General features: G+C 67.4%; 19 protein-coding genes. 13 read left to right on the top strand and 6 right to left on the bottom strand.

What is annotated here, in order from left to right:
• Positions 1-24 precede the first annotated feature (24 nt).
• The gene (locus tag WS87_RS07990) at positions 25-552 is read left to right on the top strand and encodes a carboxymuconolactone decarboxylase family protein (protein ID WP_044843722.1); all 528 of its coding nucleotides are present in this window, start codon (positions 25-27) and stop codon (positions 550-552) included.
• Positions 553-695: 143 nt separating this feature from the next.
• Here WS87_RS07990 and ispF read toward each other — a convergent pair whose 3' ends face one another.
• Positions 696-1,181, bottom strand: coding sequence for a 2-C-methyl-D-erythritol 2,4-cyclodiphosphate synthase (gene ispF, locus WS87_RS07985; RefSeq protein WP_059817673.1), 486 nt, complete (start codon positions 1,179-1,181; stop codon positions 696-698).
• 28 nt (positions 1,182-1,209) lie between these two features.
• Positions 1,210-1,920 carry a 2-C-methyl-D-erythritol 4-phosphate cytidylyltransferase gene (gene ispD / locus WS87_RS07980; protein ID WP_059693491.1) on the bottom strand — a complete coding sequence of 237 codons (711 nt, stop codon included), beginning with the start codon at positions 1,918-1,920 and terminating at the stop codon, positions 1,210-1,212.
• Positions 1,921-2,028: 108 nt separating this feature from the next.
• Here ispD and mfd point away from each other — a divergent pair, with 108 nt between their 5' ends.
• From mfd to WS87_RS07960, 4 genes are all read left to right on the top strand, one after another.
• Positions 2,029-5,499 (top strand): transcription-repair coupling factor, encoded by a 3,471-nt coding sequence (mfd, locus tag WS87_RS07975; RefSeq protein ID WP_059817675.1) that lies wholly within the window; start codon positions 2,029-2,031, stop codon positions 5,497-5,499.
• 96 nt (positions 5,500-5,595) lie between these two features.
• The gene (gene argE / locus WS87_RS07970; RefSeq protein ID WP_059817678.1) at positions 5,596-6,816 is read left to right on the top strand and encodes an acetylornithine deacetylase; all 1,221 of its coding nucleotides are present in this window, start codon (positions 5,596-5,598) and stop codon (positions 6,814-6,816) included.
• Positions 6,817-6,876: 60 nt separating this feature from the next.
• On the top strand, positions 6,877-7,896 hold the full coding sequence (locus WS87_RS07965) for a threonine/serine dehydratase (RefSeq protein ID WP_059817680.1): 1,020 nt from the start codon (positions 6,877-6,879) through the stop codon (positions 7,894-7,896).
• Positions 7,897-8,029: 133 nt separating this feature from the next.
• Complete coding sequence (locus WS87_RS07960) at positions 8,030-8,503, top strand: DUF3574 domain-containing protein (RefSeq protein ID WP_059817682.1); 474 nt, start codon at positions 8,030-8,032, stop codon at positions 8,501-8,503.
• 87 nt (positions 8,504-8,590) lie between these two features.
• Here WS87_RS07960 and WS87_RS07955 read toward each other — a convergent pair whose 3' ends face one another.
• The gene (locus WS87_RS07955) at positions 8,591-11,110 is read right to left on the bottom strand and encodes a penicillin-binding protein 1A (protein ID WP_059817684.1); all 2,520 of its coding nucleotides are present in this window, start codon (positions 11,108-11,110) and stop codon (positions 8,591-8,593) included.
• Positions 11,111-11,545: 435 nt separating this feature from the next.
• Between WS87_RS07955 and WS87_RS07950 the strand changes: the two genes are divergently transcribed.
• From WS87_RS07950 to WS87_RS07935, 4 genes are all read left to right on the top strand, one after another.
• The gene (locus tag WS87_RS07950) at positions 11,546-12,226 is read left to right on the top strand and encodes a PspA/IM30 family protein (protein WP_044843730.1); all 681 of its coding nucleotides are present in this window, start codon (positions 11,546-11,548) and stop codon (positions 12,224-12,226) included.
• Positions 12,227-12,304: 78 nt separating this feature from the next.
• Positions 12,305-13,480, top strand: coding sequence for a tetratricopeptide repeat protein (locus tag WS87_RS07945; RefSeq protein WP_059817686.1), 1,176 nt, complete (start codon positions 12,305-12,307; stop codon positions 13,478-13,480).
• A gap of 249 nt (positions 13,481-13,729) precedes the next feature.
• Positions 13,730-14,161: a large conductance mechanosensitive channel protein MscL gene (gene mscL / locus WS87_RS07940; protein WP_034207569.1), complete on the top strand. Its 432-nt coding sequence runs from the start codon at positions 13,730-13,732 to the stop codon at positions 14,159-14,161.
• A gap of 331 nt (positions 14,162-14,492) precedes the next feature.
• Positions 14,493-14,939 carry a hypothetical protein gene (locus WS87_RS07935; RefSeq protein ID WP_027784713.1) on the top strand — a complete coding sequence of 149 codons (447 nt, stop codon included), beginning with the start codon at positions 14,493-14,495 and terminating at the stop codon, positions 14,937-14,939.
• Positions 14,940-15,016: 77 nt separating this feature from the next.
• Here the strand turns inward: WS87_RS07935 and WS87_RS07930 are convergent, their stop codons facing one another.
• The gene (locus tag WS87_RS07930; RefSeq protein WP_059817688.1) at positions 15,017-15,910 is read right to left on the bottom strand and encodes an NAD(P)-dependent oxidoreductase; all 894 of its coding nucleotides are present in this window, start codon (positions 15,908-15,910) and stop codon (positions 15,017-15,019) included.
• A 134-nt stretch (positions 15,911-16,044) separates the two neighbouring features.
• On the opposite strand from WS87_RS07930, the gene WS87_RS07925 reads away from it, so the two are divergent.
• Positions 16,045-16,254 carry a dodecin gene (locus WS87_RS07925; RefSeq protein ID WP_006755984.1) on the top strand — a complete coding sequence of 70 codons (210 nt, stop codon included), beginning with the start codon at positions 16,045-16,047 and terminating at the stop codon, positions 16,252-16,254.
• A 220-nt stretch (positions 16,255-16,474) separates the two neighbouring features.
• On the top strand, positions 16,475-17,404 hold the full coding sequence (locus tag WS87_RS07920) for a LysR substrate-binding domain-containing protein (RefSeq protein WP_006762467.1): 930 nt from the start codon (positions 16,475-16,477) through the stop codon (positions 17,402-17,404).
• Positions 17,405-17,521: 117 nt separating this feature from the next.
• Here WS87_RS07920 and WS87_RS07915 read toward each other — a convergent pair whose 3' ends face one another.
• Positions 17,522-18,934, bottom strand: a complete 1,413-nt coding sequence (locus WS87_RS07915; protein WP_059817690.1) for an 8-oxoguanine deaminase — start codon at positions 18,932-18,934, stop codon at positions 17,522-17,524.
• A gap of 512 nt (positions 18,935-19,446) precedes the next feature.
• Here WS87_RS07915 and uraH point away from each other — a divergent pair.
• A complete protein-coding gene (uraH, locus tag WS87_RS07905) occupies positions 19,447-19,800 on the top strand; it encodes a hydroxyisourate hydrolase (RefSeq protein ID WP_011657188.1) in 354 nt (117 codons plus the stop codon).
• Positions 19,801-19,853: 53 nt separating this feature from the next.
• On the top strand, positions 19,854-21,047 hold the full coding sequence (locus WS87_RS07900) for a urate hydroxylase PuuD (RefSeq protein ID WP_059698607.1): 1,194 nt from the start codon (positions 19,854-19,856) through the stop codon (positions 21,045-21,047).
• A gap of 107 nt (positions 21,048-21,154) precedes the next feature.
• Here the strand turns inward: WS87_RS07900 and WS87_RS07895 are convergent, their stop codons facing one another.
• A complete protein-coding gene (locus tag WS87_RS07895; RefSeq protein ID WP_059817692.1) occupies positions 21,155-21,565 on the bottom strand; it encodes an ACT domain-containing protein in 411 nt (136 codons plus the stop codon).
• Between the last annotated feature and the right edge of the window lie 37 nt (positions 21,566-21,602).

Genomic DNA, 21,602 nt, shown 5'->3' with positions numbered 1-21,602 from the left:
ACGGCCAACCCATAGGAGATATCAATGGAATTCATCGACTCGATTAAGGCACGTATCCCCGACTACGCGAAGGACATTCGCCTGAACCTCGACGGCACGATCTCGCGCTCGTCGCTCGAAGGCACCGATGCAGTCGGCGTCGCGCTGGCGGCGGCGGTCGCGGCAAAGAGCACCGTGCTCGTGAAGACGATCCGCGAAGCCGGCGTGCTGTCGCCCGAAGAGACGAACGCCGTGCTGACGGCGGCCGCGCTGATGGGGATGAACAACACCTGGTATCCGTATGTCGAGATGGCCGACGACGCCGACCTGAAGACGCAGCGCGCCGAGCTGCGGATGGGCGCGTATGCGTCGCACGGCGGCGTCGACAAGCGCAGGTTCGAGATGTACGCGCTCGCCGCATCGATCGTCGGCAAGTGCCACTTCTGCGTGAAGTCGCACTATGCGCTGCTGAAGAACGAGCAAGGCATGACGACGACGCAGCTGCGCGACGTCGGCCGTATCGCGTCGGTGATCAACGCCGCCGCACAGGTGATCGCCGCCGAAGGCGAATAAGCCGTCGCGCAAGCGGCAGCGCGGTGCACTGCGGCGGCCATGCGCGCGGCACCGCACCGCAAAACGAAAATGCCACGCAAGCGCGTGGCATTTTTCATTCCGGCGGCGCGACCGGCGCGCCGCGTCGGATCGGCTTCAGACGCTCACGCGCCCTGCTTCACCAGCAACGCGGCGGCCTGCGCCTCGATGCCCTCGCCACGGCCGAGATAGCCGAGCTTCTCGTTGGTCTTCGCCTTCACGTTCACGCGCTCGAGCGGCAGCCCGAGATCGGCCGCGATGTTCGCTCGCATCCCGTCGATGTGCGGCGCGAGCTTCGGCGCCTGCGCGATCACCGTGCTGTCGACGTTCTGGATCGCGAAGCCGGCCGCCTTCACGCGGGCGACGCACTCGCGCAGCAGCACGCGGCTGTCCGCGCCCTTGAACGCCGCGTCGGTGTCGGAGAAATGGCGGCCGATGTCGCCCAGCGCCGCCGCGCCGAACAGCGCGTCGGTGATCGCGTGCAGCAGCACGTCCGCGTCCGAATGACCGAGCAGGCCGCGCTCGTACGGAATCGTCACGCCGCCGATGATGAGGGGGCGCCCCGCGACGAGCTGGTGCACGTCGTAGCCTTGTCCGATTCTGAAATCCATGCGTATTCCGGTTGAGATGAGGTGAAAGTCAGGAAGCGTTCGTGGAGCGCGCGAGGATCGCTTCCGCAAGCGCGAAATCTTCCGGGTACGTGACCTTGAAGTTGCGCAGGCTGCCCTGCACGACGCGCGGCGTATGGCCGGCCCATTCGATCGCGCTGGCCTCGTCGGTCAGGTCGTGCCCTTCGCGCTGCGCGCGCAGGATCGCGTCGCGCAGCATGCCGATGCGGAACATCTGCGGCGTCTGCGCCTGCCACAGCGCGTCGCGCGATTCGGTGCGCGCGATCGCGTCGCCGCCGGCCGGCACGCGCTTGAGCGTATCGGCCACCGGCAGCGCGACGATGCCGCCGACCGGGTCGTCCTTCAGCGTTGCGACCAGCGTGCGGATCAGCTCCGGCGTGATGCCCGGGCGCGCGGCGTCGTGCACCAGCACCCAGTCCTGGTCGGTCGCGCCGAATTCGGCCAGCTCGAGCAGCCCATTGAGCACCGACGCCTGCCGCGAGCCGCCGCCGCAGCGGCGCACCGCGAAACGCAGGCCCGCGAAGCGGCGCGCGTCGAAGTGCGTGTCGTCGGGTGCGAGGACGACGAGCGTCTGCGCGAATTCGCTGCACGCGTCGAACGCGGCGAGCGTGTAATGCAGGAGCGCGCGGCCGGCCAGCGTGCGGTATTGCTTCGGCACGGCAGAGCCGGAACGGCTGCCTGTGCCGGCGCAAGGAATCAGGGCGAAAAGTCGGGGAGTCACGAAGGGGAAACGCCGGAAAGATGAAATCGAGAAGCGGATTTTATAATAGGTCTTTCGTCTCGACCGGCGCACCGCGATGCGCCCGTGCCCGCCACCCCTGCCGTCCCTATGCCAGACAACGCTTCCACCCCGTTCGCCTCGCCCGTCGCCCGCGTCAAACCGGGCCAGCGGTTCGCCTTCGACGGCGCGCACGGCTCCGCCGACGCACTCGCCATCGCCCGCTATCTCGCCGACAACCGCGACGCGGTCCCGCTCCTCGCGGTGATCTGCGCGAACGCGGTCGACGCGCAGCGGCTGTCGCAGGAACTCCGCTATTTCTCGCCCGACGCGCGCGTGCGCCTGCTGCCGGACTGGGAAACGCTGCCATACGACACGTTCTCGCCGCACCAGGATCTCGTCTCCGAGCGCCTCGCGACGCTGCACGACCTCGGCGAGGGCCGCTGCGACATCCTGCTGGTGCCCGCGACCACGGCGCTGTACCGGATGCCGCCCGCATCGTTCATGGCCGCATATACGTTCGCGTTCGCGCAGGGCGAGCGGCTCGACGAGGCAAAACTGAAGGCGCAGCTCACGCTGGCCGGCTACGAGCACGTGAGCCAGGTCGTGCGCCCCGGCGAATACTGCGTGCGCGGCTCGCTGCTCGACCTGTACCCGATGGGCTCGCCGCTGCCCTACCGGATCGACCTGTTCGACGACCAGGTCGACTCGATCCGTGCGTTCGATCCCGATACGCAACGCAGCCTCTATCCGGTGCGCGACGTGCGCCTCCTGCCCGGCCGCGAGTTTCCGTTCGACGAAGCCGCGCGCACGGCCTTCCGCAGCCGCTGGCGCGAAACCTTCGAAGGCGACCCGAGCCGCGCGCCGATCTACAAGGACATCGGCAACGGCGTGCCGTCGGCCGGCATCGAGTATTACCTGCCCCTCTTCTTCGACGAGACGGCCACGCTGTTCCACTACCTGCCGCAGGATGCGCACCTCGTGTTCACCGGCGACCTCGAAGCGTCGATCCGACGCTTCACGGCCGATACGAAGCAGCGTCATGCGTTCCTCGCACACGATCGCGAGCGGCCGATCCTCGAGCCGCAGCGCCTGTTCCTGTCCGACGAGGATTTCTTCGCGTTCGCGAAGCCGTTCGCGCGCGTCGTGCTGCCCGCGCAGCCGGCCGGCGGCTGGGCGACGGGCCTGCCCGAGCTCACGGTCGATCGTCATGCGGACGATCCGCTCGCCGCGCTGCGCACGTTCGTCGAATCGTCGGGCAAGCGCGTGCTGCTGACGGTCGAATCGGCCGGCCGCCGCGAAACGATCCTGCAACTGCTCGCCGAGCATCACCTGCGCCCCGCGTCGAACGACCACTTCGCAGGCTGGCTCGAAAGCGACGCGCCCTTTGCGCTCGGCGTCGCGCCGCTCGCGAGCGGCTTCGCGGTGCCGGGCGAAGGCTACGCGATCGTCACCGAAACCGAGCTGTACGGTGCGCTCGGCCGCCGCGCCGGGCGCCGCCGCCAGGAACAGGCGAGCAACGTCGATGCGATGGTGCGCGACCTGTCGGAGCTGAAGGTCGGCGATCCGGTCGTGCATGCGCAGCACGGCATCGGCCGCTATATGGGCCTCGTGTCGATGGATCTCGGCGAAGGCGAGACCGAATTCCTGCATCTCGAATACGCGGGCGAGAGCAAGCTCTACGTGCCGGTCGCGCAACTGCACGTGATCTCGCGATACAGCGGCGCCGATCCCGACAGCGCGCCGCTGCACGCGCTCGGCTCGGGCCAGTGGGAGCGCGCGAAGCGCAAGGCCGCACAGCAGATCCGCGACACGGCCGCCGAGCTGTTGAACCTGTATGCGCGCCGCGCGGCCCGCGAAGGCCATGCGTTCGCGCTCGAGCCGCGCGACTACGTGAAGTTCGCGGAAAGCTTCGGCTTCGAGGAAACGCCCGACCAGGCCGCGGCGATCGCGGCCGTGATCGGCGACATGACGAGCGGCAAGCCGATGGACCGCCTCGTGTGCGGCGACGTCGGCTTCGGCAAGACCGAGGTCGCGCTGCGCGCCGCGTTCATCGCGGTGATGGGCGGCAAGCAGGTCGCGCTGCTGTCGCCGACCACGCTGCTCGCCGAGCAGCACACGCAGACCTTCGCCGACCGTTTCGCGGACTGGCCGGTGCGCATCGTCGAGCTGTCGCGTTTCAAGACCGCGAAGGAAGTGAACGCGGCGATCGCGCAGATCAACGAAGGCAGCGTCGACATCGTGATCGGCACGCACAAGCTGCTGTCGTCGGACGTGCAGTTCAAGCGCCTCGGCCTCGTCATCATCGACGAGGAACACCGCTTCGGCGTGCGCCAGAAGGAAGCGCTGAAGGCGCTGCGCGCGGAGGTCGACGTGCTGACGCTGACCGCGACGCCGATCCCGCGCACGCTCGGGATGGCGCTCGAGGGGCTGCGCGATTTCTCGGTGATCGCGACCGCGCCGCAAAAGCGGCTCGCGATCAAGACCTTCGTGCGCCGCGAGGAAGAAAGCGTGATCCGCGAGGCGATGCTGCGCGAACTGAAGCGCGGCGGCCAGGTGTACTTCCTGCACAACGAGGTCGAGACGATCGAGAACCGCAAGGCGATGCTCGAGGAACTCGTGCCCGAGGCGCGCATCGTGATCGCACACGGCCAGATGCACGAGCGCGAACTCGAACGCGTGATGCGCGATTTCGTCGCGCAGCGCGCGAACGTGCTGCTGTGCACGACCATCATCGAGACCGGCATCGACGTGCCGAGCGCGAACACGATCATCATGCATCGCTCGGACAAGTTCGGCCTCGCGCAGCTGCACCAGTTGCGCGGCCGGGTCGGCCGTTCGCATCACCAGGCGTATGCCTACCTGCTGGTCCACGACCCGCAGTCGCTGACCAAGCAGGCGCAGCGCCGGCTCGAGGCGATCCAGCAGATGGAGGAACTCGGTTCGGGCTTCTATCTCGCGATGCACGATCTCGAGATCCGCGGCACCGGCGAGGTGCTCGGCGACAAGCAGTCGGGCGAGATCCACGAGATCGGCTTCCAGCTTTACACCGACATGCTGAATGACGCGGTGAAGGCGCTGAAGAACGGCAAGGAGCCCGACCTCACCGCCCCGCTCGCCGCGACGACGGAAATCAACCTGCACGCGCCCGCGATCCTGCCGGCCGATTACTGCGCGGACGTGCAGGAGCGGCTGTCGCTGTACAAGCGTCTCGCGAACTGCGAACACGGCGACGCGATCGACGGCATCCAGGAAGAGCTGATCGACCGCTTCGGCAAGCTGCCGCCGCAGGCGCACGCGCTCGTCGAGACGCACCGGCTGCGGCTGGCCGCGAAGCCGCTCGGCATCGTCAAGATCGACGCGAGCGAGGCGGCGATCGGGCTGCAGTTCGAGCCGAACCCGCCGATCGATCCGATGCGGATCATCGAGATGGTGCAGAAACATCGGCACATCAAGCTCGCGGGCCAGGACAAGCTGCGCATCGAGACGCGCTCGCCCGACCTCGCGATCCGCGTGTCGACGATCAAGGAGACGCTGCGCGCACTCGCACCGCGCGCGGACACGGCGAGCGCGGCACGCTGACGGCATGGCCGCGATGCTGCACCGCATCGCGGCCGGCGAAGGCGGGCGAACGCGTTTTTGAGTATGATTTTCCCATTCATCAGACGGAGTTTTGCCATGTCCACTCTCGACGCGCCGGCGCCGTCCGCCGCAACCCAAGGCGACGCTTCGCTCGTCAGCCTGCCCTGGATCAAGCAGCTGGTGTCGATGGACACGACGAGCCGCGTGCCGAACCTCGGCCTGATTGAAACGGTGCGCGACGCACTGGCCGCGAAGGGCATCGTGTCGACGCTCACGCACGATCCGCGCGAAGGCTGGGCCAACCTGTTCGCGACCGTGCCCGCGCACGACGGCTCGACCGACGGCGGCATCGTGCTGTCGGGGCACACCGACGTCGTGCCGGTCGACGGCCAGCAGTGGGACAGCAACCCGTTCGCTCCGGAGCTGCGCGACGGCCGCCTGTACGGCCGCGGCACGTGCGACATGAAAGGCTTCATCGGCGCGGCGCTCGCGCTGCTGCCGGAGATGCAGGCGACGAAGCTCGCGAAGCCGATCCATTTCGCGCTGTCCTACGACGAGGAAATCGGCTGCGCGGGCGCACCGCTTCTGATCGCCGATCTCGTCAAGCGCGGCGTGAAGCCGTCCGGCTGCATCGTCGGAGAGCCGACCAGCATGCGCCCGATCATCGCGCACAAGGGCATCAACGCGTACCGCTGCTGCGTGCGCGGCCACGCGGCGCACTCGTCGCTGACGCCGAAGGGCCTGAACGCGATCGAATACGCGGCGCGCCTCATCTGCCACATCCGCGACATCGCCGAGCGCTTCCGCGCCGAGGGCCCGTTCGACGAGCTGTACGACGTACCGTTCACGACCGCGCAGACGAGCACGATCCAGGGCGGCAACGCGATCAACACGGTGCCGGCGGAATGCCGGTTCGACTTCGAGTTCCGCAACCTGCCGACGCTCGATCCCGAGCAGATCTTCACCCGCATCGAAGCGTATGCGCAGGAAACGCTGCTGCCGCAGATGCGTCGCGAGCATCCGAACGCGGCGATCGAGTTCTCGAAGATCGCCGCCGCACCCGGGCTCGATGCGACCGAACAGGCCGCGATCACGCAGCTCGTGCGCGCGCTGACGGCCGACCAGGACAAGCGCAAGGTCGCATACGGCACCGAGGCCGGCCTGTTCGAACGCGCGGGCATTCCGAGCATCGTGTGCGGGCCCGGCAACATCGAACAGGCGCACAAGCCGAACGAGTATGTCGAACTCGCGCAGCTCGCCGCCTGCGAGCAGTTCCTGCGCAAGTTCATCCGCAGCATGTCGGTCGACGCACACTGACTGCCCCCCGCCACGCCGGCCTGCGTGCGCGGGCCGGCCCACCCCGCCATCCGCCACGTCATGTCGACTGAACAACAGGGCACCGCCCATACGACGATCGACGGCGAGCCGATTCCGACGCTCGACGAAATCGCCGCGCAGCATTTCGCGTTGTCGCCGTGGGTCGCGCGCACGCCCGTGTTCGAGCGCGCCGACCTGCCGTCCCTCGAGGGCACGCACGTCAACTTCAAGTTCGAGCTGCTGCAGGTGAGCGGCAGCTTCAAGGTGCGTGGTGCGTTCACGCACCTCCTGGCCCTCGACGAAGCGCGCAAGAACGCCGGCGTCACGTGCGTGTCGGCCGGCAATCACGCGGCAGCCGTCGCGTACGCGGCGATGCGGCTCGGCAGCAGCGCGAAGGTCGTGATGTTCCATACCGCGAGCCCGGCGCGCATCGCGCAGTGCAAGCAGTACCGCGCGGAAGTCGTGCTCGCCGGCAGCGCGTCGCAGGCATTCGACCTCGTGCGGCGGATCGAGGCCGAGGAAGGCCGCTTCTTCATCCATCCGTTCAACGGCTATCACACGATTCTCGGCACCGCGACGCTCGGCTACGAATGGGCGACGCAGACGCCCGATCTCGACGCGGTGATCGTGCCGATCGGCGGCGGCGGGCTCGCGGCCGGCATGGCGACCGCGCTGCGGCTCGCGAATCCGCGCGTGCACGTGTATGGCGTCGAACCGGAAGGCGCCGACGCGATGAGCCGCAGCTTCGCGGCGAATCACACGATCAAGATGAGTGCGATGCAGACCATCGCCGACTCGCTGATGGCGCCGCACACCGAGGAATACAGCTACCAGCTGTGCCGGCGCCACGTCGACCGCATCGTCACGGTGTCCGACGACGCGCTGCGCGCGGCGATGCTGTTCCTGTTTTCTCACCTGAAGCTGGCGGTCGAACCGGCGTGCGCGGCCGCGCTCGCGGCGCTGCTCGGCCCGCTGCGCGAAACGCTGCAGGGCAAGCGGGTCGGCGTGCTGCTGTCGGGCACGAACACCGACCCCGCGACGCTCGGCATGCATCTCGCGCACGCGAAACTGCAGCACTGACGCCGTGCACGGCACCCCGGGTTATCCCCAGTTTATGTTGACAGCCCTGTTGATAACCCGCCGGACATGCACGCAAGTGGTTGAGCGCGCAGCGTTTTACGCGCGCGAAGCACGCCGGACGCGAAATAGGCAGATGCCGCCTTCGAACGCCCGTCCCGCGACGTGGCGACGTCGCGCGCACCACGCGATCGGCATCGCCGCCATCGCGCTGCTCGCCGGTTGCGCGGCGCCGCCCTCGCCCGTCGTCGACACGCCCGCGGCCTGCGTGCAGCCGCCGGACGCGCACCGGATGCTGCAGGCCGACCTGCTGTTCGGGCGCGATATCGCCGGACGCGGCCCCGTCACCGATGCGGAACGCGCGGCGTTCCTCGCCGACGTCGTCACGCCGCGCTTTCCGGACGGCTTCACCTACTGGGACACCCGCGGCCAATGGCGCGACCGCGCCACCGGCCGGATCATCCGCGAAGCGAGTTTCGTGGTCCGCATCGTCGCCGACGATACGGCCAACACGCACGCGCGGCTTGCCGAGATCCGGCAAGCGTACCGCGAGCGCTTCCGGCAGGAGTCCGTCGGCATCACGCTCGTGCCGGCCTGCGCGTCGTTCTGATTCGTCTTCATCGCCGGCGCACGGCGACACGCAAAAGAAAACGGGCGCCCGAAGGCGCCCGTCGCATGCGAAACATCCGCGTATCGCTTACTTGTTCTGGAACATGTCCATGATCTGCTGCTTCTCCTGCTGCGTGACGGGCGGCGGTGCGAGCCCCTCCGAGCCGGCCGAGCCGAGCGCGTCGTTCGCGCTGATCGCGTTCGCGGCCGGGTTGATGTCCACGCTCGCGACGAAGCCGTTGCCCGGTGTGCGATCAGCGTAGTAAAGCTCGCCGTCGATCGAGGTCAGCCCGTCCGGCATCGGCATCTGCTGCTCGGGCACGCCGTTCAGCGCGGTGCGCATGTAGTTCACCCAGATCGGCAGCGCGAGCTGCGCGCCGAATTCGCGGCTGCCGAGGCTCTTCGGCTGGTCGAAGCCCATCCAGGCGACGGCGACGAGCGACTGCTGATAGCCGGCGAACCAGCCGTCCTTCGCATCGTTCGTCGTACCCGTCTTGCCCTGCAGGTCGCTTCGGCCGAGCGCGTTGGTGCCCGCGCCCGTGCCGGCCGTCGCGACCGTGTGCAGCAGGCTGTTCATCACGTATGCGTTGCGGCCTTCGATCGTGCGCGGCGCGGTGCCGCCGGCGATCACCGGCTGCGACTTCTGCAGCGGCTGGCCGCGCGCGTCGTCGACTTCGGCGATCAGGTACGGATCGACCTTGTAGCCGCCGTTCGCGAACACCGCGTAGCCGGTCGCGAGCTGCAGCGGCGTCACGAGGCCGGCACCCAGCGCCATCGGCAGGTACGGCGGCGTCTTCGCCGGATCGAAGCCGAAGCGCTGCGTCACGTACTCCTGCGCGTACTGCGTGCCGATCGACGCGAGGATCCGGATCGAGACCAGGTTCTTTGAACGCTGCAGGCCCGTGCGCATCGACATCGGGCCGTCGGGCTGATCATCGTCCTTCGGCTCCCACGCGGTGCCGCCCGGCACGCTCGGCGGGAAGTACAACGGCGCATCGTTGATGATCGTCGCCGGTCCAAGGCCCTTGTCGAGCGATGCCGAATAGATGAACGGCTTGAACGACGAACCCGGCTGGCGCCACGCCTGCGTCACGTGGTTGAACTTGCTCTTGTTGAAGTCGAAGCCGCCGACGAGCGAGCGGATCGCACCGTCCTGCGGCGCGATCGCGACGAGCGCGCCTTCGACCTGCGGCAGCTGCACGACCTGCCAGCCCGTCTTGCCGTCCTTCAGCACCCGCACGATCGAGCCCGGCTTAATCCGCAGCGTCGCGTTCGCGCGCGGGCTCAGCGCGGCCGACACGAAGCGCAGCCCGCCCGGGCCGATCGTCGTCGTCGCGCCGCCGACGAACTGCACCTCAACCGCATTCGGCGACGCGGCCAGCACCACCGCCGACTGCAGGTCGCCGTTGTCCGGGTGATCGGCCAGCGCGTCGTCGATCGCCTCGTCGCGATCGTCGCCGGCCGCCGGCAGGTTGATCGAGCCTTCCGGCCCGCGATAGCCGTGGCGGCGCTCGTAGTCGAGAATGCCGCGACGCACGGCCTGGTACGCCGCTTCCTGGTCGGCCGAGTTGATCGTCGTCGTGACGGTCAGCCCGCGCGTATAGGTTTCGTCCTTGTATTGCTGGTACATCATCTGCCGCACCATCTCGGCGACGTATTCGCCGTGCACCGCGTACTGGTTGCCCGGCGTGCGCACGTGGATCTCTTCCTTCACCGCCTGGTCGTACTGCGGCTGCGTGATGTAGCCGATCTCGAGCATGCGCTTCAGGATGTACTCCTGACGCACCTTCGCGCGCTTCGGATTGACGACCGGGTTATACGCGGACGGCGCCTTCGGCAGCCCCGCGAGCATCGCCGCTTCCGCGAGCGTGATGTCCTTCAGGTCCTTGCCGAAATACACGCGCGCGGCGGCCGCGAAACCGTACGAGCGCTGGCCCAGGTAGATCTGGTTCATGTACAGCTCGAGGATCTGGTCCTTCGTCAGGGCCTTTTCGATCTTGTACGCGAGCAGCATCTCGTAGATCTTGCGCGTATACGTCTTCTCGCTCGACAGGAAGAAGTTGCGCGCGACCTGCATCGTGATCGTGCTCGCGCCCTGGCGCGCGCCGCCGTGCATCAGGTCGGCGACGCCCGCGCGCAGGATGCCGAGGAAGTCCACGCCGCCGTGCTCGTAGAAGCGGTAGTCCTCGATCGCGAGCACCGCCTTCTTCATCACGTCGGGAATGTCCTGGAAGCGCACGAGGCTGCGGCGCTCCTCGCCGAACTCGCCGATCAGCACGTGATCGGCGGTGAACACTCGCAGCGGCACCTTCGGCTGGTAGTTGGTCAGCGCATCGAGCGACGGCAGCTGCGGCGCCATCACGACGAGTGCGTAGCCGACGATCAGCGCACCGACGATCGCGAGCGTCGCGAACAGGCCGACGAACCACAGCGCGACGCGCGAGCCGAACGAACGGCGATCGCCGCCCCCGCCGCCGCGACGCTGCGCGCGCCGGTCGTCGCCGCGGTCGTCGTCATCGGGGTAATAGGCTCCCGACGGCGAACGGCGCAACGTGTAGTGAGGTTCGTTCCGATCGGAAGAAGAAGACGGTCGTTTGATAATTGGCATGTCGGAATGGCGGGCGGCGTGGCGCCCTCGGACGCATGCGGAAAATGCAAGCGGATGAATCAGAGTGGGTGCATCGTGGCAACTGTCACGTCGACAGACCCCGCCGCGCGGCGATCCGTTCCCGCGACGTGACAGCGCATTTTAATGAAATCGACCGATCGGCTTCGCGATTTTTTGTAAAAATTCCCGCACAAGCGTGAATTGCGGAACGTATTGGCGCCATGCTCCGCCTATCATGGACTCGCAACCCGGTGCGCGCCGCGCCGTTTCTTTCAGATGCGAAAGGTGGAAGTCCGCACACGCCGCGCTTGAACTCCGGCACTTAAGCCGTATTTAAGGGGCCGGCGGTGTAATATCCGCCAGCTCACGCGGGTCGGAACCGATTCGCGACGGGCATTGCCGCCGACGCGGCACCTTTCAACCACGGAGGATTTCATGTCGCTTTTCGACTCTGTTTCGCGCACGATCAAAGGCCTGCTGAACGATGCGGCCGACTCGGTACAGGATCCGTCGCGCGACGCACGGCAGATCGTGCGGGAGCTCGACGACAGCATCGGCCGTGCCGAGAATTCGCTGATCGAGATCGAGGCACAAGTCGCGACCCAGCGCAGCAAGCGCGATGCGGCCGACGACAAGGTGAAGAAGTACGAAGACGGCGCGAAGCGCGCGCTGCAGGCCGGCGACGAAGCGCTCGCACGCGAGGCGCTCGCCGCGCAGTCGAACGCGGAAGCCGAGCGCGATGCGCTCGCGGCCGAACTGACGACGCTCGAGCCGTCGGTCGACAAGCTGAAGGGGCAGATCGCCGACATGCGTCAGCGCCGCAACGACCTGAACGCGCGCTCGAACATCCTGCAGGCCAAGCAGGAAATCGCGCAGGCGAAGGACGTCGCGGCCAGCGCGCTGGGCGGCATCGGCGGCAAGAACCTGTCCGAGGACTTCCAGAAGCTCGAGGACAAGGTCGCGCTGCAGAACGCGCGCTCGGACGCCCGCCTGAATTCGGCCGACACGTCGAGCGGCAAGGCGCTCGACGACAAGCTCGCCGCGCTGAACAAGGGCCCGTCGGTCGAGGACCGCCTCGCCGCGCTGAAGAAGCAACTCGACACGCCCGCGCAGTAACGGCAACCGCGCCGCGGCCCGCCGGGCCCGCGGCGCGCACCGATCGTCAGGAGACGGGCGCTCGCGCCCGGTTCGACCATGAAGAAATCTCTCGCCGCTCTCGGCCTTTCGCTGATGCTGCTGTCGTCCGCCGCGTTTGCGGTCCCGTCGCTGCAGCAGGTCGAGCAATCGATCGCGCAGCGCAACTGGCAGCAAGCCGACACGCAACTGTCGCAAGTCATCGACGCGCATCCGAACAATGCGCATGCGCGCTACCTGTACGCCCAGGTGCTGGACCGCGAAGGCCGCGCGTCCGACGCGCTCGCGCAATTGCAGCGGGCGAAGTCGCTCGATCCGCAACTGCGCTTCACCGACGCGTCGCGTTTCGCGCAGACCGAATCGCGCATTCGCGCCGACGCCGCGCGCACCGGCGGCAACGCACCGTCGGCCACCCAGGCCGGTTCGTTGCAATCGTCGCTCGCGCCCGCCGCGCCGGTCGCGAAACACGGTCCGTCGACCGGCATGTGGATCGGCCTCGGGCTGATCGTCGCGATCATCGCGTTGGTGCTGCGCTGGACGTTGCGACGCGCGCGCTCCGCCGACAACAGTCGCGCCGACGACGAACGCCGCACGCAATTGAAGCGCGCGACCGACGTGCTGAACGACATCCGTCCGCTGAAACTCGACGCGAAGCTGTCGACGGCGCCGGGCGCCGCCGCGCTCACCGGCGAACTCGAAGGCATCGAGACCGATGCACGCACGCTCGTCGAGACGCTGTCGAACGGCAAGAACCCGGTGCCGCCGTATCGCATCGACGAACTCGAACAGCGCCATGCGAGCGTGAAGGCGCGCGTCGAGGGCCGCCCCGATCCGAGCGCGCAGCCTGCGGCGCCCGCGAACGGCGGCGGCTCCGTGTATGCGCAGGAAGCCGATCGCATGACCGGCACGCAAGGCCAGCCATATCAGCAGCAACCGTACCCGCAGCAGCCGTATCCGCAACAGCAGCCGCCCGTCGTGGTCCAGCAAGGCGGTGGTTTCGGCGGCGGAATGGGCGGGCTGCTGACGGGCGTGCTGCTCGGCGAGGCGATGTCCGGCGGCCGCGAACGCGTGGTCGAACGCGACGTGATCGTCGACGACCAGCGCCGGCGCCAGGAGAACAACGATCCGGGCTTCGACTTCGGCCGCGGCGACAGCTCGAACTGGAGCGACGGCAACGGCGGTGGCGGCGTCGATCTCGGCAGCAACGACGACGGCTGGACCGACGACAACACCTGAGCCGTGCACACGCGGGCGTCGACGCATCGCGCCGCGCCCGCCCCGTCACACCGCGATTCCTTTCATTTCCGCTCGCGCCGGCCCCGTCCGTGATTTGTTAATCATTTCAAGATGGGCTACCGGCAATGGGGCACGTTCGCTATCATGCGGCCATCGGCGTGCCTCCGATCCCCCTCCGACCCGCCAGACGCTTCGCAGCCCTGCGCGTCGCGGCACGCCTCCCCTCGCCCAACCAGGAGAAAGCCGCTCATGAGCATAATCAAGGAATTCAAGGAGTTCGCCGTCAAAGGCAATGTGATGGATCTCGCCGTCGGCGTGATCATCGGTGGCGCATTCTCGAAGATCGTCGACTCGGTCGTGAAAGACCTCATCATGCCGGTCATCGGCGTGCTGACGGGCGGTCTGGATTTCTCGAACAAGTTCGTTCTGCTCGGCACCATCCCTCCGTCGTTCAAGGGTAATCCCGATTCGTTCAAGGACCTGCAGGCCGCGGGCGTCGCCGCATTCGGCTACGGCTCGTTCATCACCGTGGCGATCAATTTCGTGATCCTCGCGTTCATCATCTTCCTGATGGTGAAATTCATCAACAAGCTGCGCAAGCCTGAAGAAGCCGCGCCGGCTGCGACGCCGGAAGACACCGTGCTGCTGCGCGAGATCCGCGATTCGCTCAAGCAACGCTGAGCACTGCGTAACGCAGCATCCGCCGGGCCCGCCAAGTGCGGGCCTTTTTCATGGGCGCGCGCCGTGCGCGGCCTGTCTCACTTTTTTGTGACGCGCGAATGCACGCGCGGGAAAAGCAGGTCTATGATGGAGACTAAACGACAGTACGGGCGCCAAGACGCTGGCTGTGTCGATCATCGTGGCAAGCGGGTCGACGGGAGACATTGATCGTCGTACCGCACGAGTGCAGCATTTTCGTGTGCTATAAAGGATCGACATGCGGCGTACATAGCCGGGAGTGGGTCGCATGAAAGTGCCGCATTTCTTGCAATTGTTTTTGAGGCGAGTGTTTATGTCCTTCCCGAAAAAACGTCGACGTGCGCAACAGGACGGCCAGGAGTCGTTCCTCGCGGTATTGCGCCACTCGAAACCGTTCGCGCAGCTCGACACCAAGATTGCCCGCGCCCGTGCGCAGGACGAGCCCGTCCTCTATGCGCATGTGCTGCCCGGCCTCGACGTGCTCCTGTGCAGCGTGCGCGGCGCTCAGCCGCCCTATCCGGCCATCGCCGAACTGCGCAAGCGCTGCATCGAATCGATCGCCAACGCACTTGAGCAACCGCTCGACGGCCTCGAGAACGGCGGGTACTGGTACGAGGCGAACGGTTTCGGCTTCCTCGTGTTCGCGAGCCGCGCCCGGGCGCGCATCCTGCCCGAATTTGGTGCAGGCACGAAGGCGAGCCTGCGCGGCGGCCTCGGACGCCAGAACGCCGGCGATACGACACCGCGCTCCCTCGGCTGAACCGACACCGACACGATGGGCCGCCTCCGGGCGGCCCATCGGCCATTCAGGCTTCCCGCTTCACCGTCGCCGCGCGATCACCGCGCCGTCGCGCGCCCGTTGTCGGGCCGGACGATGTCGATGAACGCGGCGAAATCGGCACCGGCGAGCCCCTGCGCGGCGCCCAGCCGGAGCACCTGCTGCACCGTGGCCGACACGGGCATCACCGCGCCGGTGTCGCGCGCGGCGTCGGCGATCGCGTCGACGTCCTTCTGGAACGTGCTCAGCGCGCCGATCGGCGGATGACCGCCTGACGTCATGCGCGGCACGAAGGTCTGCAGCAGCACCGAATCGGCCCACCCGCCCGCCAGCGCGTCGGCCAGACGCGCAGCGTCGATGCCGCTCGCCTGGGCGAGGCCGACCGCTTCCGCAATCGCGGTCACCGTCGCGGTGACGATCGCCTGGTTGCAGAGTTTCGCGGTCTGGCCCGCGCCCGCGTCGCCCATGTGCGTGATGCGCGACGCGTAGGTATCGATCAGCGGCCGCACCGCGTCGAGGTCGGCCGCGCCGCCGCCCGCCATTACCGCGAGGGTGCCGGCCTGCGCGCCGGGCACGCCGCCCGACACCGGCGCGTCGATCCAGCCGACGCCGAGCGCGGCCGCACGCGCCGCGTAGTCGCGCGTCGCCGCGGGCGGAATGCTCGAATGATCGACGATGCGCTTCAGGCGGCGCGCATTCGCATCGCCGGCAAGGAGCCCGTGCTCGCCGAACGCGACGTCGCCGACCGCGCGGCCGTCGAGCACGCACACGAACACCGTGTCGACACGCTCGGCCAGTTCGCGCGGCGTGTCGACCACCTGCGCACCATCCTTTTCAAGCGCCTCGGCCTTGGCGCGCGTCCGGTTCCATACGCTGACCCGATGGCCCGCCGCCAGCAAATGCCGAATCATCGGCGCGCCCATCAATCCCGGTCCGCAAAATCCGACTTCCACGATGTTCCTCGTCTCCAATTGGGGTTGCACTTGCCGCCCATCATACCTATCACTCAAGAAGCCGGACACGCACGGCGCCGTCTCGGGCCCGCCGCTTGCGCCGGCGCACACACCGACATCCCAGGGAGCGCATCATGAGCGACCACGTCTACAAGCTGATCGAACTGACCGGTTCGTCGCGGCAATCGTGCGACGACGCCATCCGCAACGCGATCTCGAAAGCCGGCAAGACGCTGCACAACCTGCACTGGTTCCAGGTCACCGAAACGCGCGGCCACATCGAAGGCGACCAGGTCATCCACTGGCAGGTCACGCTGAAAGTCGGCATGCGCATCGACGACTGACGCACGCGCGTCACGCGCGGTGCCCTTGCCACCGGATGCGTGCAATGCGCATCCGCGCGGTGCCGCGCCCACCCGCATCACGTCCCTTTCAGCCCCTTCGCGAGGTCGGGCCGACGCGCGTCTGCGGGTATCCATCTCTTGACGCTGACTTTCGTTCATATTAAAAACCATATACCCACATCACCCCTCGATCAGCCCAGCCATATAAACTGGAGAAATCATGAGTCAGCAACGCGAGGCGATCGACACGTACCTCTTGCGCGTCTTGCATACCTTGTTGATGGAGCGCAGCGTCACGCGCGCGGCCGTCAAACTGAACCAGTCGCAACCGGCGATCAGCGCCGCACTGCGGCGCCTGCGCGACATCACCGGCGACCCGCTGCTCGTGCGCGGCAAGTCCGGCATGGTTCCGACCGAATACGGATTGCGCCTGCTCGAGCCGGTGCAGAACGCACTGCGCGAAATCGAGCGCATCAAGTTCCAGCAGCACAATTTCGACCCGGCCACGTCGATCCGCTGCTACCGGATCGGCTGCCCCGACTACCTGAACGTGCTGTTCGTGCCGACCGTCGTCGAACGCTTCCGCCAGGCGGCGCCGAACGCGACGCTCGAGTTCCACTCGCTCGGCCCCGCATTCGACTACGAGCTCGCGCTGGAAGACGGCAAGCTCGACATCGTCGTCGGGAACTGGCCCGAGCCGCCCGAGCAACTGCACCTGTCGAACCTGTTCGTCGACGAAATCGTCTGCCTGATGAGCAACACGCATCCGTTCGCGAAGCGCGGCGGGCTCACGCTCGACCAGTATCTGAACGCGCCGCATCTCGCGCCGACGCCGTACTCGGTCGGCCAGCGCGGCGCGATCGACGTGCATCTCGCGCGCGAACGGCTCAAGCGTCACGTGGTCGTCACGCTGCCGTACTTCAACCTCGCGCCGTACGTGCTGGTGAAGTCCGACCTGATCTTCACGACGACGCGCCTGTTCGCCGATCACTACGCGAAGTTCCTGCCGCTGTCGGTCGTGCCGGCGCCGCTCGACTTTCCGCCGATGCAGTATTACCAGCTGTGGCACGAACGCTGCCACTACTCCGACGAGGTGCGCTGGCTGCGCAGCCTCGTCGCTGAAGCAACCCGCACGCTGATCGAGGCGTAAGCGCGCACGACGCACGCGCCGGCCATGCCGTCGCGGTGCGATGCGCGGCGTGTGGCGGCCGCTACCGCCACCGCACGCCCGATCCGCGGCGCGCGGCGCGACCTTCACATCGATGCGTCAGCGCGACGCCTCCACGAGTGCCTGCGCCAGCGCGTTGTGACGCTCGATGACCGGCGGCAGGTCGAGCGTCGCGAGCCGCCCTTCCCGCACCACCACCTTCCCGTTCACCACCGTGTACGCCGTCTGCGACGGCGCGCAGAACACGAGCGCCGCGACCGGATCGTGCAGCGCGCCCGCGAACAGCGGCTGGCGCAGGTCGAATGCGGCGAAGTCCGCGGCCATGCCGGGCTTCAGCGCGCCGATGTCGTCGCGGTTCAGCACCTTCGCGCCGCCCAGCGTCGCGATCTCGAGCGCCTCGCGCGCGGTCATCACGTCGGGCCCGAAACCGACCCGCTGCAGCAGCAGCGCCTGCCGCACTTCCGCGACCATCTGCGCGCCGTCGTTCGACGCGGAACCGTCGACGCCGAGCCCGACCGGCACACCCGCGAGACGCATCTTCTTCACCGGCGCGATACCCGACGCGAGCCGCATGTTCGAACATGGACAGTGCGCCACGCCGGTGCCGGTGCGCGCGAACAGGCCGATGCCCGCATCGTCGAGCTGCACGCAGTGCGCGTGCCATACGTCGTGGCCGACCCAGCCGAGATCTTCCGCGTATTCGGCAGGCGTCATCCCGAACTTCTCGCGGCTGTACGCTATGTCGTTGACGTTCTCGGCCAGGTGCGTGTGCAGCGACACGCCGTAGTCGCGTGCCAGAACGGCCGCGTCGCGCATCAGGCCGCGGCTCACCGAGAACGGCGAGCACGGCGCGACGACTACCCGCAGCATCGCGTAGCGGCCTTCGTCGTGATAGGTCTCGATCAGGCGCTGCGCGTCGCGCAGGATGTCGGGCTCGCGCTCGACGACCGAATCGGGCGGCAGCCCGCCGTCGCGCTGGCCGACGCTCATCGCGCCGCGGCTCGCGTGAAAGCGCATGCCGATTCGCTGCGCGGCGCCGATGCTGTCGTCGAGCCGGCTGCCGTTCGGATAGATGTACAGATGGTCGCTCGACGTCGTGCAGCCCGACTGCAGCAGCTCGGCCATCGCGGTCAGCGTCGACACCTCGATCATCTCGGGCGTCAGGTGCGCCCAGATCCGATACAGGTTCGTGAGCCAGCCGAACAGCTCGGCGTTCTGCGCGGCCGGCACCGCGCGCGTGAGGCTCTGGTACATGTGGTGATGCGTGTTCACGAGCCCCGGGATCACGAGGTGGCCGCGCAGGTCGAGCACTTCGTCGGCGGTATCGGGCAACTCGGCGCTCGGGCCGACCGCGACGATCCGGTTGTCTTCGATATAGAGGCCCGCGTCGCGCAATTCGCGGCGCGTGTCGTCCATGGTCACGAGCACGTCGGCGTGCTTGACCAGCAGGGTCGTCGGGCGGGATGAGAATGGGTGCGGCGCGCGTGCGCCGGCGTGCTGCTCGAGATTCATGCGTTCTCCGCGTGGTTCTGCCCCCGGGAGCCGCTCCCGGAGACCGTCACAAGGCCGTTCGAACGCTGATTCGCGGCACGCCCCGGTGCCTGCGTCCGTTCGAACGCGCTGGCCCGGTTACCCGGCGTGAATGCCGTCTTCGGGGTACGCGCGGGCTCGACGCCCGACGCGCACGGCGGGAGCATCGCCCAAGCGCGCGCGACGCACAATGCGCGATCCGGAATACCGCGCTTCACGGTTTCGATATGGTACGCCGCACACGCCCCTGCCAGGCGCTGGAATCCCGGGCCGCCGGCCGCTTCCGGCGGGGCGTCGACAGCGGTTCATGCGCGGCGCATTATCTTTGATATCGCGCCCGTATTTGCGCGGGGAACCTTTTTACAATGCCTGCACGGCGCTCGCTTCAATCTCGCCGACGGGTATGTAGCCACGTGACGTGGAGCCTCGATCCGCCGCACAGTCAATGGATCGAGTCGCCGCCGAACCTCGCATTCACACAAGGACAATTGCGAATGGGAAAGCTCACTACCCACGTACTCGATACGGCACACGGTCGCCCCGGCGCTGCCATCAAGGTGGACCTCTACGCGCTGGACGGCGAATCGCGCCGCGCGATCAAGACCGTGCTGACCAATAGCGACGGCCGCTGCGACGAACCCCTGCTCGAAGGCGCCGCGCTCGCCGCCGGCGAATACGAACTCGTGTTCCATGCCGGCGACTACTTCGCGTCGCTCGGCGTGAAGGTGCCCGAACCCCGCTTCGTCGACCGCGTCGTGCTGCGCTTCGGCATCGCCGACACCGCATCGCACTACCACGTGCCGCTGCTCGTGTCGCCGTGGTCGTACAGCACCTATCGCGGCAGCTGACACACGCATCGGCGCCCGCATCAAAGACAACGATCTGAGTCTGGAGGAGTTTCATGGAAGGCTTCATCACCGACTGGCTGAACCTCGCGCTGCGATGGCTGCACGTCATCGTCGCCATTGCGTGGATCGGCGAGTCCTTCTATTTCGTCGCGCTCGACAACAGCCTGAAACCGCCGACCGACGCGAACCAGCGCAAGCGCGGCGTGTTCGGCGAGCTGTGGCACGTCCACGGCGGCGGTTTCTACAACATGCAGAAGTACACGGTCGCCCCGCCGGAAATGCCGGATGACCTGCACTGGTCGAAGTGGCCGTCGTACACGACCTGGCTGTCGGGCTTCTCGCTGTTCTTCGTGCTGTACCTGCTCGCACCGAACACGTATCTGATCGACAAGAGCGTACTCGACATGGGCCCCGTGGTCGCCGTCGCGTCCGCCCTCGGCTTCCTCGCGGCCGGCTGGATCGTCTACGACTCGCTGTGCCGCATCCTCGGCACCAACGATCGCGTGCTGGGCATCTGCGTCGGCCTCTACGTCGTCGTCGCCGCGTACCTCGCGTGCCACATCTTCTCGGGCCGTGCGGCGTACCTGATCGTCGGCGCGATGCTCGCGACGATCATGTCGGCGAACGTGTTCTTCGTGATCATCCCGGGCCAGCGCAAGATGGTCGACAAGATGCTCAAGGGCGAAGAGCCGAACCCGATCTACGGCAAGCGCGGCAAGCAGCGTTCGGTGCACAACACGTATTTCACGCTGCCGGTCGTGTTCGCGATGCTGTCGAACCACTATGCGATGACGTACACGAACAAGTTCAACTGGGTCGTGCTCGTGCTGATCATGCTGGCCGGCGCGCTGATCCGTCAGTTCTTCGTGATGCGTCACCGTGGCAAGCAGCTGTGGTACCTGCCGATCGGCGGCGTCGCGCTGCTGTCGGGCGCACTGGTGTGGACGATGCCGAAGCCGGTCGCACCGGAAGCGCAGGCGGCGAACGCACCGAAGATCGTGATCAACGACATCATGCCGATCCTGCAGCAGCGCTGCGTCGAGTGCCACTCGTCGAAGCCGACGCTGATGGGCAGCGCGCCCGCCGGCGTGATGTTCGACACGCCGGACGAGGTGTCGAAGAACGCGCAACGCATCTACGAACAGGCCGTGCGCCTGAAGGCGATGCCGATCGGCAACGTCACGCACATGACCGACGACGAGCGCGTGAAGCTCGCCGCCTGGTTCGAGGGTGGCGCGGTCAAGTAAGCCGCCCTGCGCCCGCCGCCGCTTGGTTGGTTGGTCGGTGCAGTCCTCTCCGTTCGCGGGCCCGGAAACGGGCCCGTTTTTTTTGCCCGCGCGGAACGTGTCTCCCGCTAGCCCCGCATCGCGTCGCGCTGCAGCGCGACGAGCGCATCGAGCGCGCGCGGGCCGTCGTCGAACGGCACGAAGATGTGATCGTGATACGCGGCGGCCATCACGTTGCAGCTGATGCCGGCCGCGCCGAGGGCGCTCGCGAACGCGGCCGTCAGGCCGACCGCCGCGAGGTCCGAATGCACCGTCAGCGTGATCCACGCGGCGCGGAACAGCACCGGCCAGCCGCGACGTACGGCCGTTGCCTCGTCGACGACGACGGTCATGCCTTCCGTTTCGCGGAACGTTGCAATCGCTTCGGATAACGATATGTCGGCATCGGCCGGCAGCGCGACGAACGCGAACGCACCGCGATGCAGTTCGGGCTGCATCGTGCGCAGCAGGATCGCGAGGTCGTTTTCAGGTTGGCTCATCGTGGTACGGCCCGGGAACCGGGCGTCGTGCGGTGGC

The organism is Burkholderia sp. MSMB0856 (assembly GCF_001524645.2).
GTDB lineage: Bacteria > Pseudomonadota > Gammaproteobacteria > Burkholderiales > Burkholderiaceae > Burkholderia > Burkholderia diffusa.
Note: the sequence above shows the minus strand (reverse complement) of the source record. Positions and strands in the feature narration are given on the sequence as shown.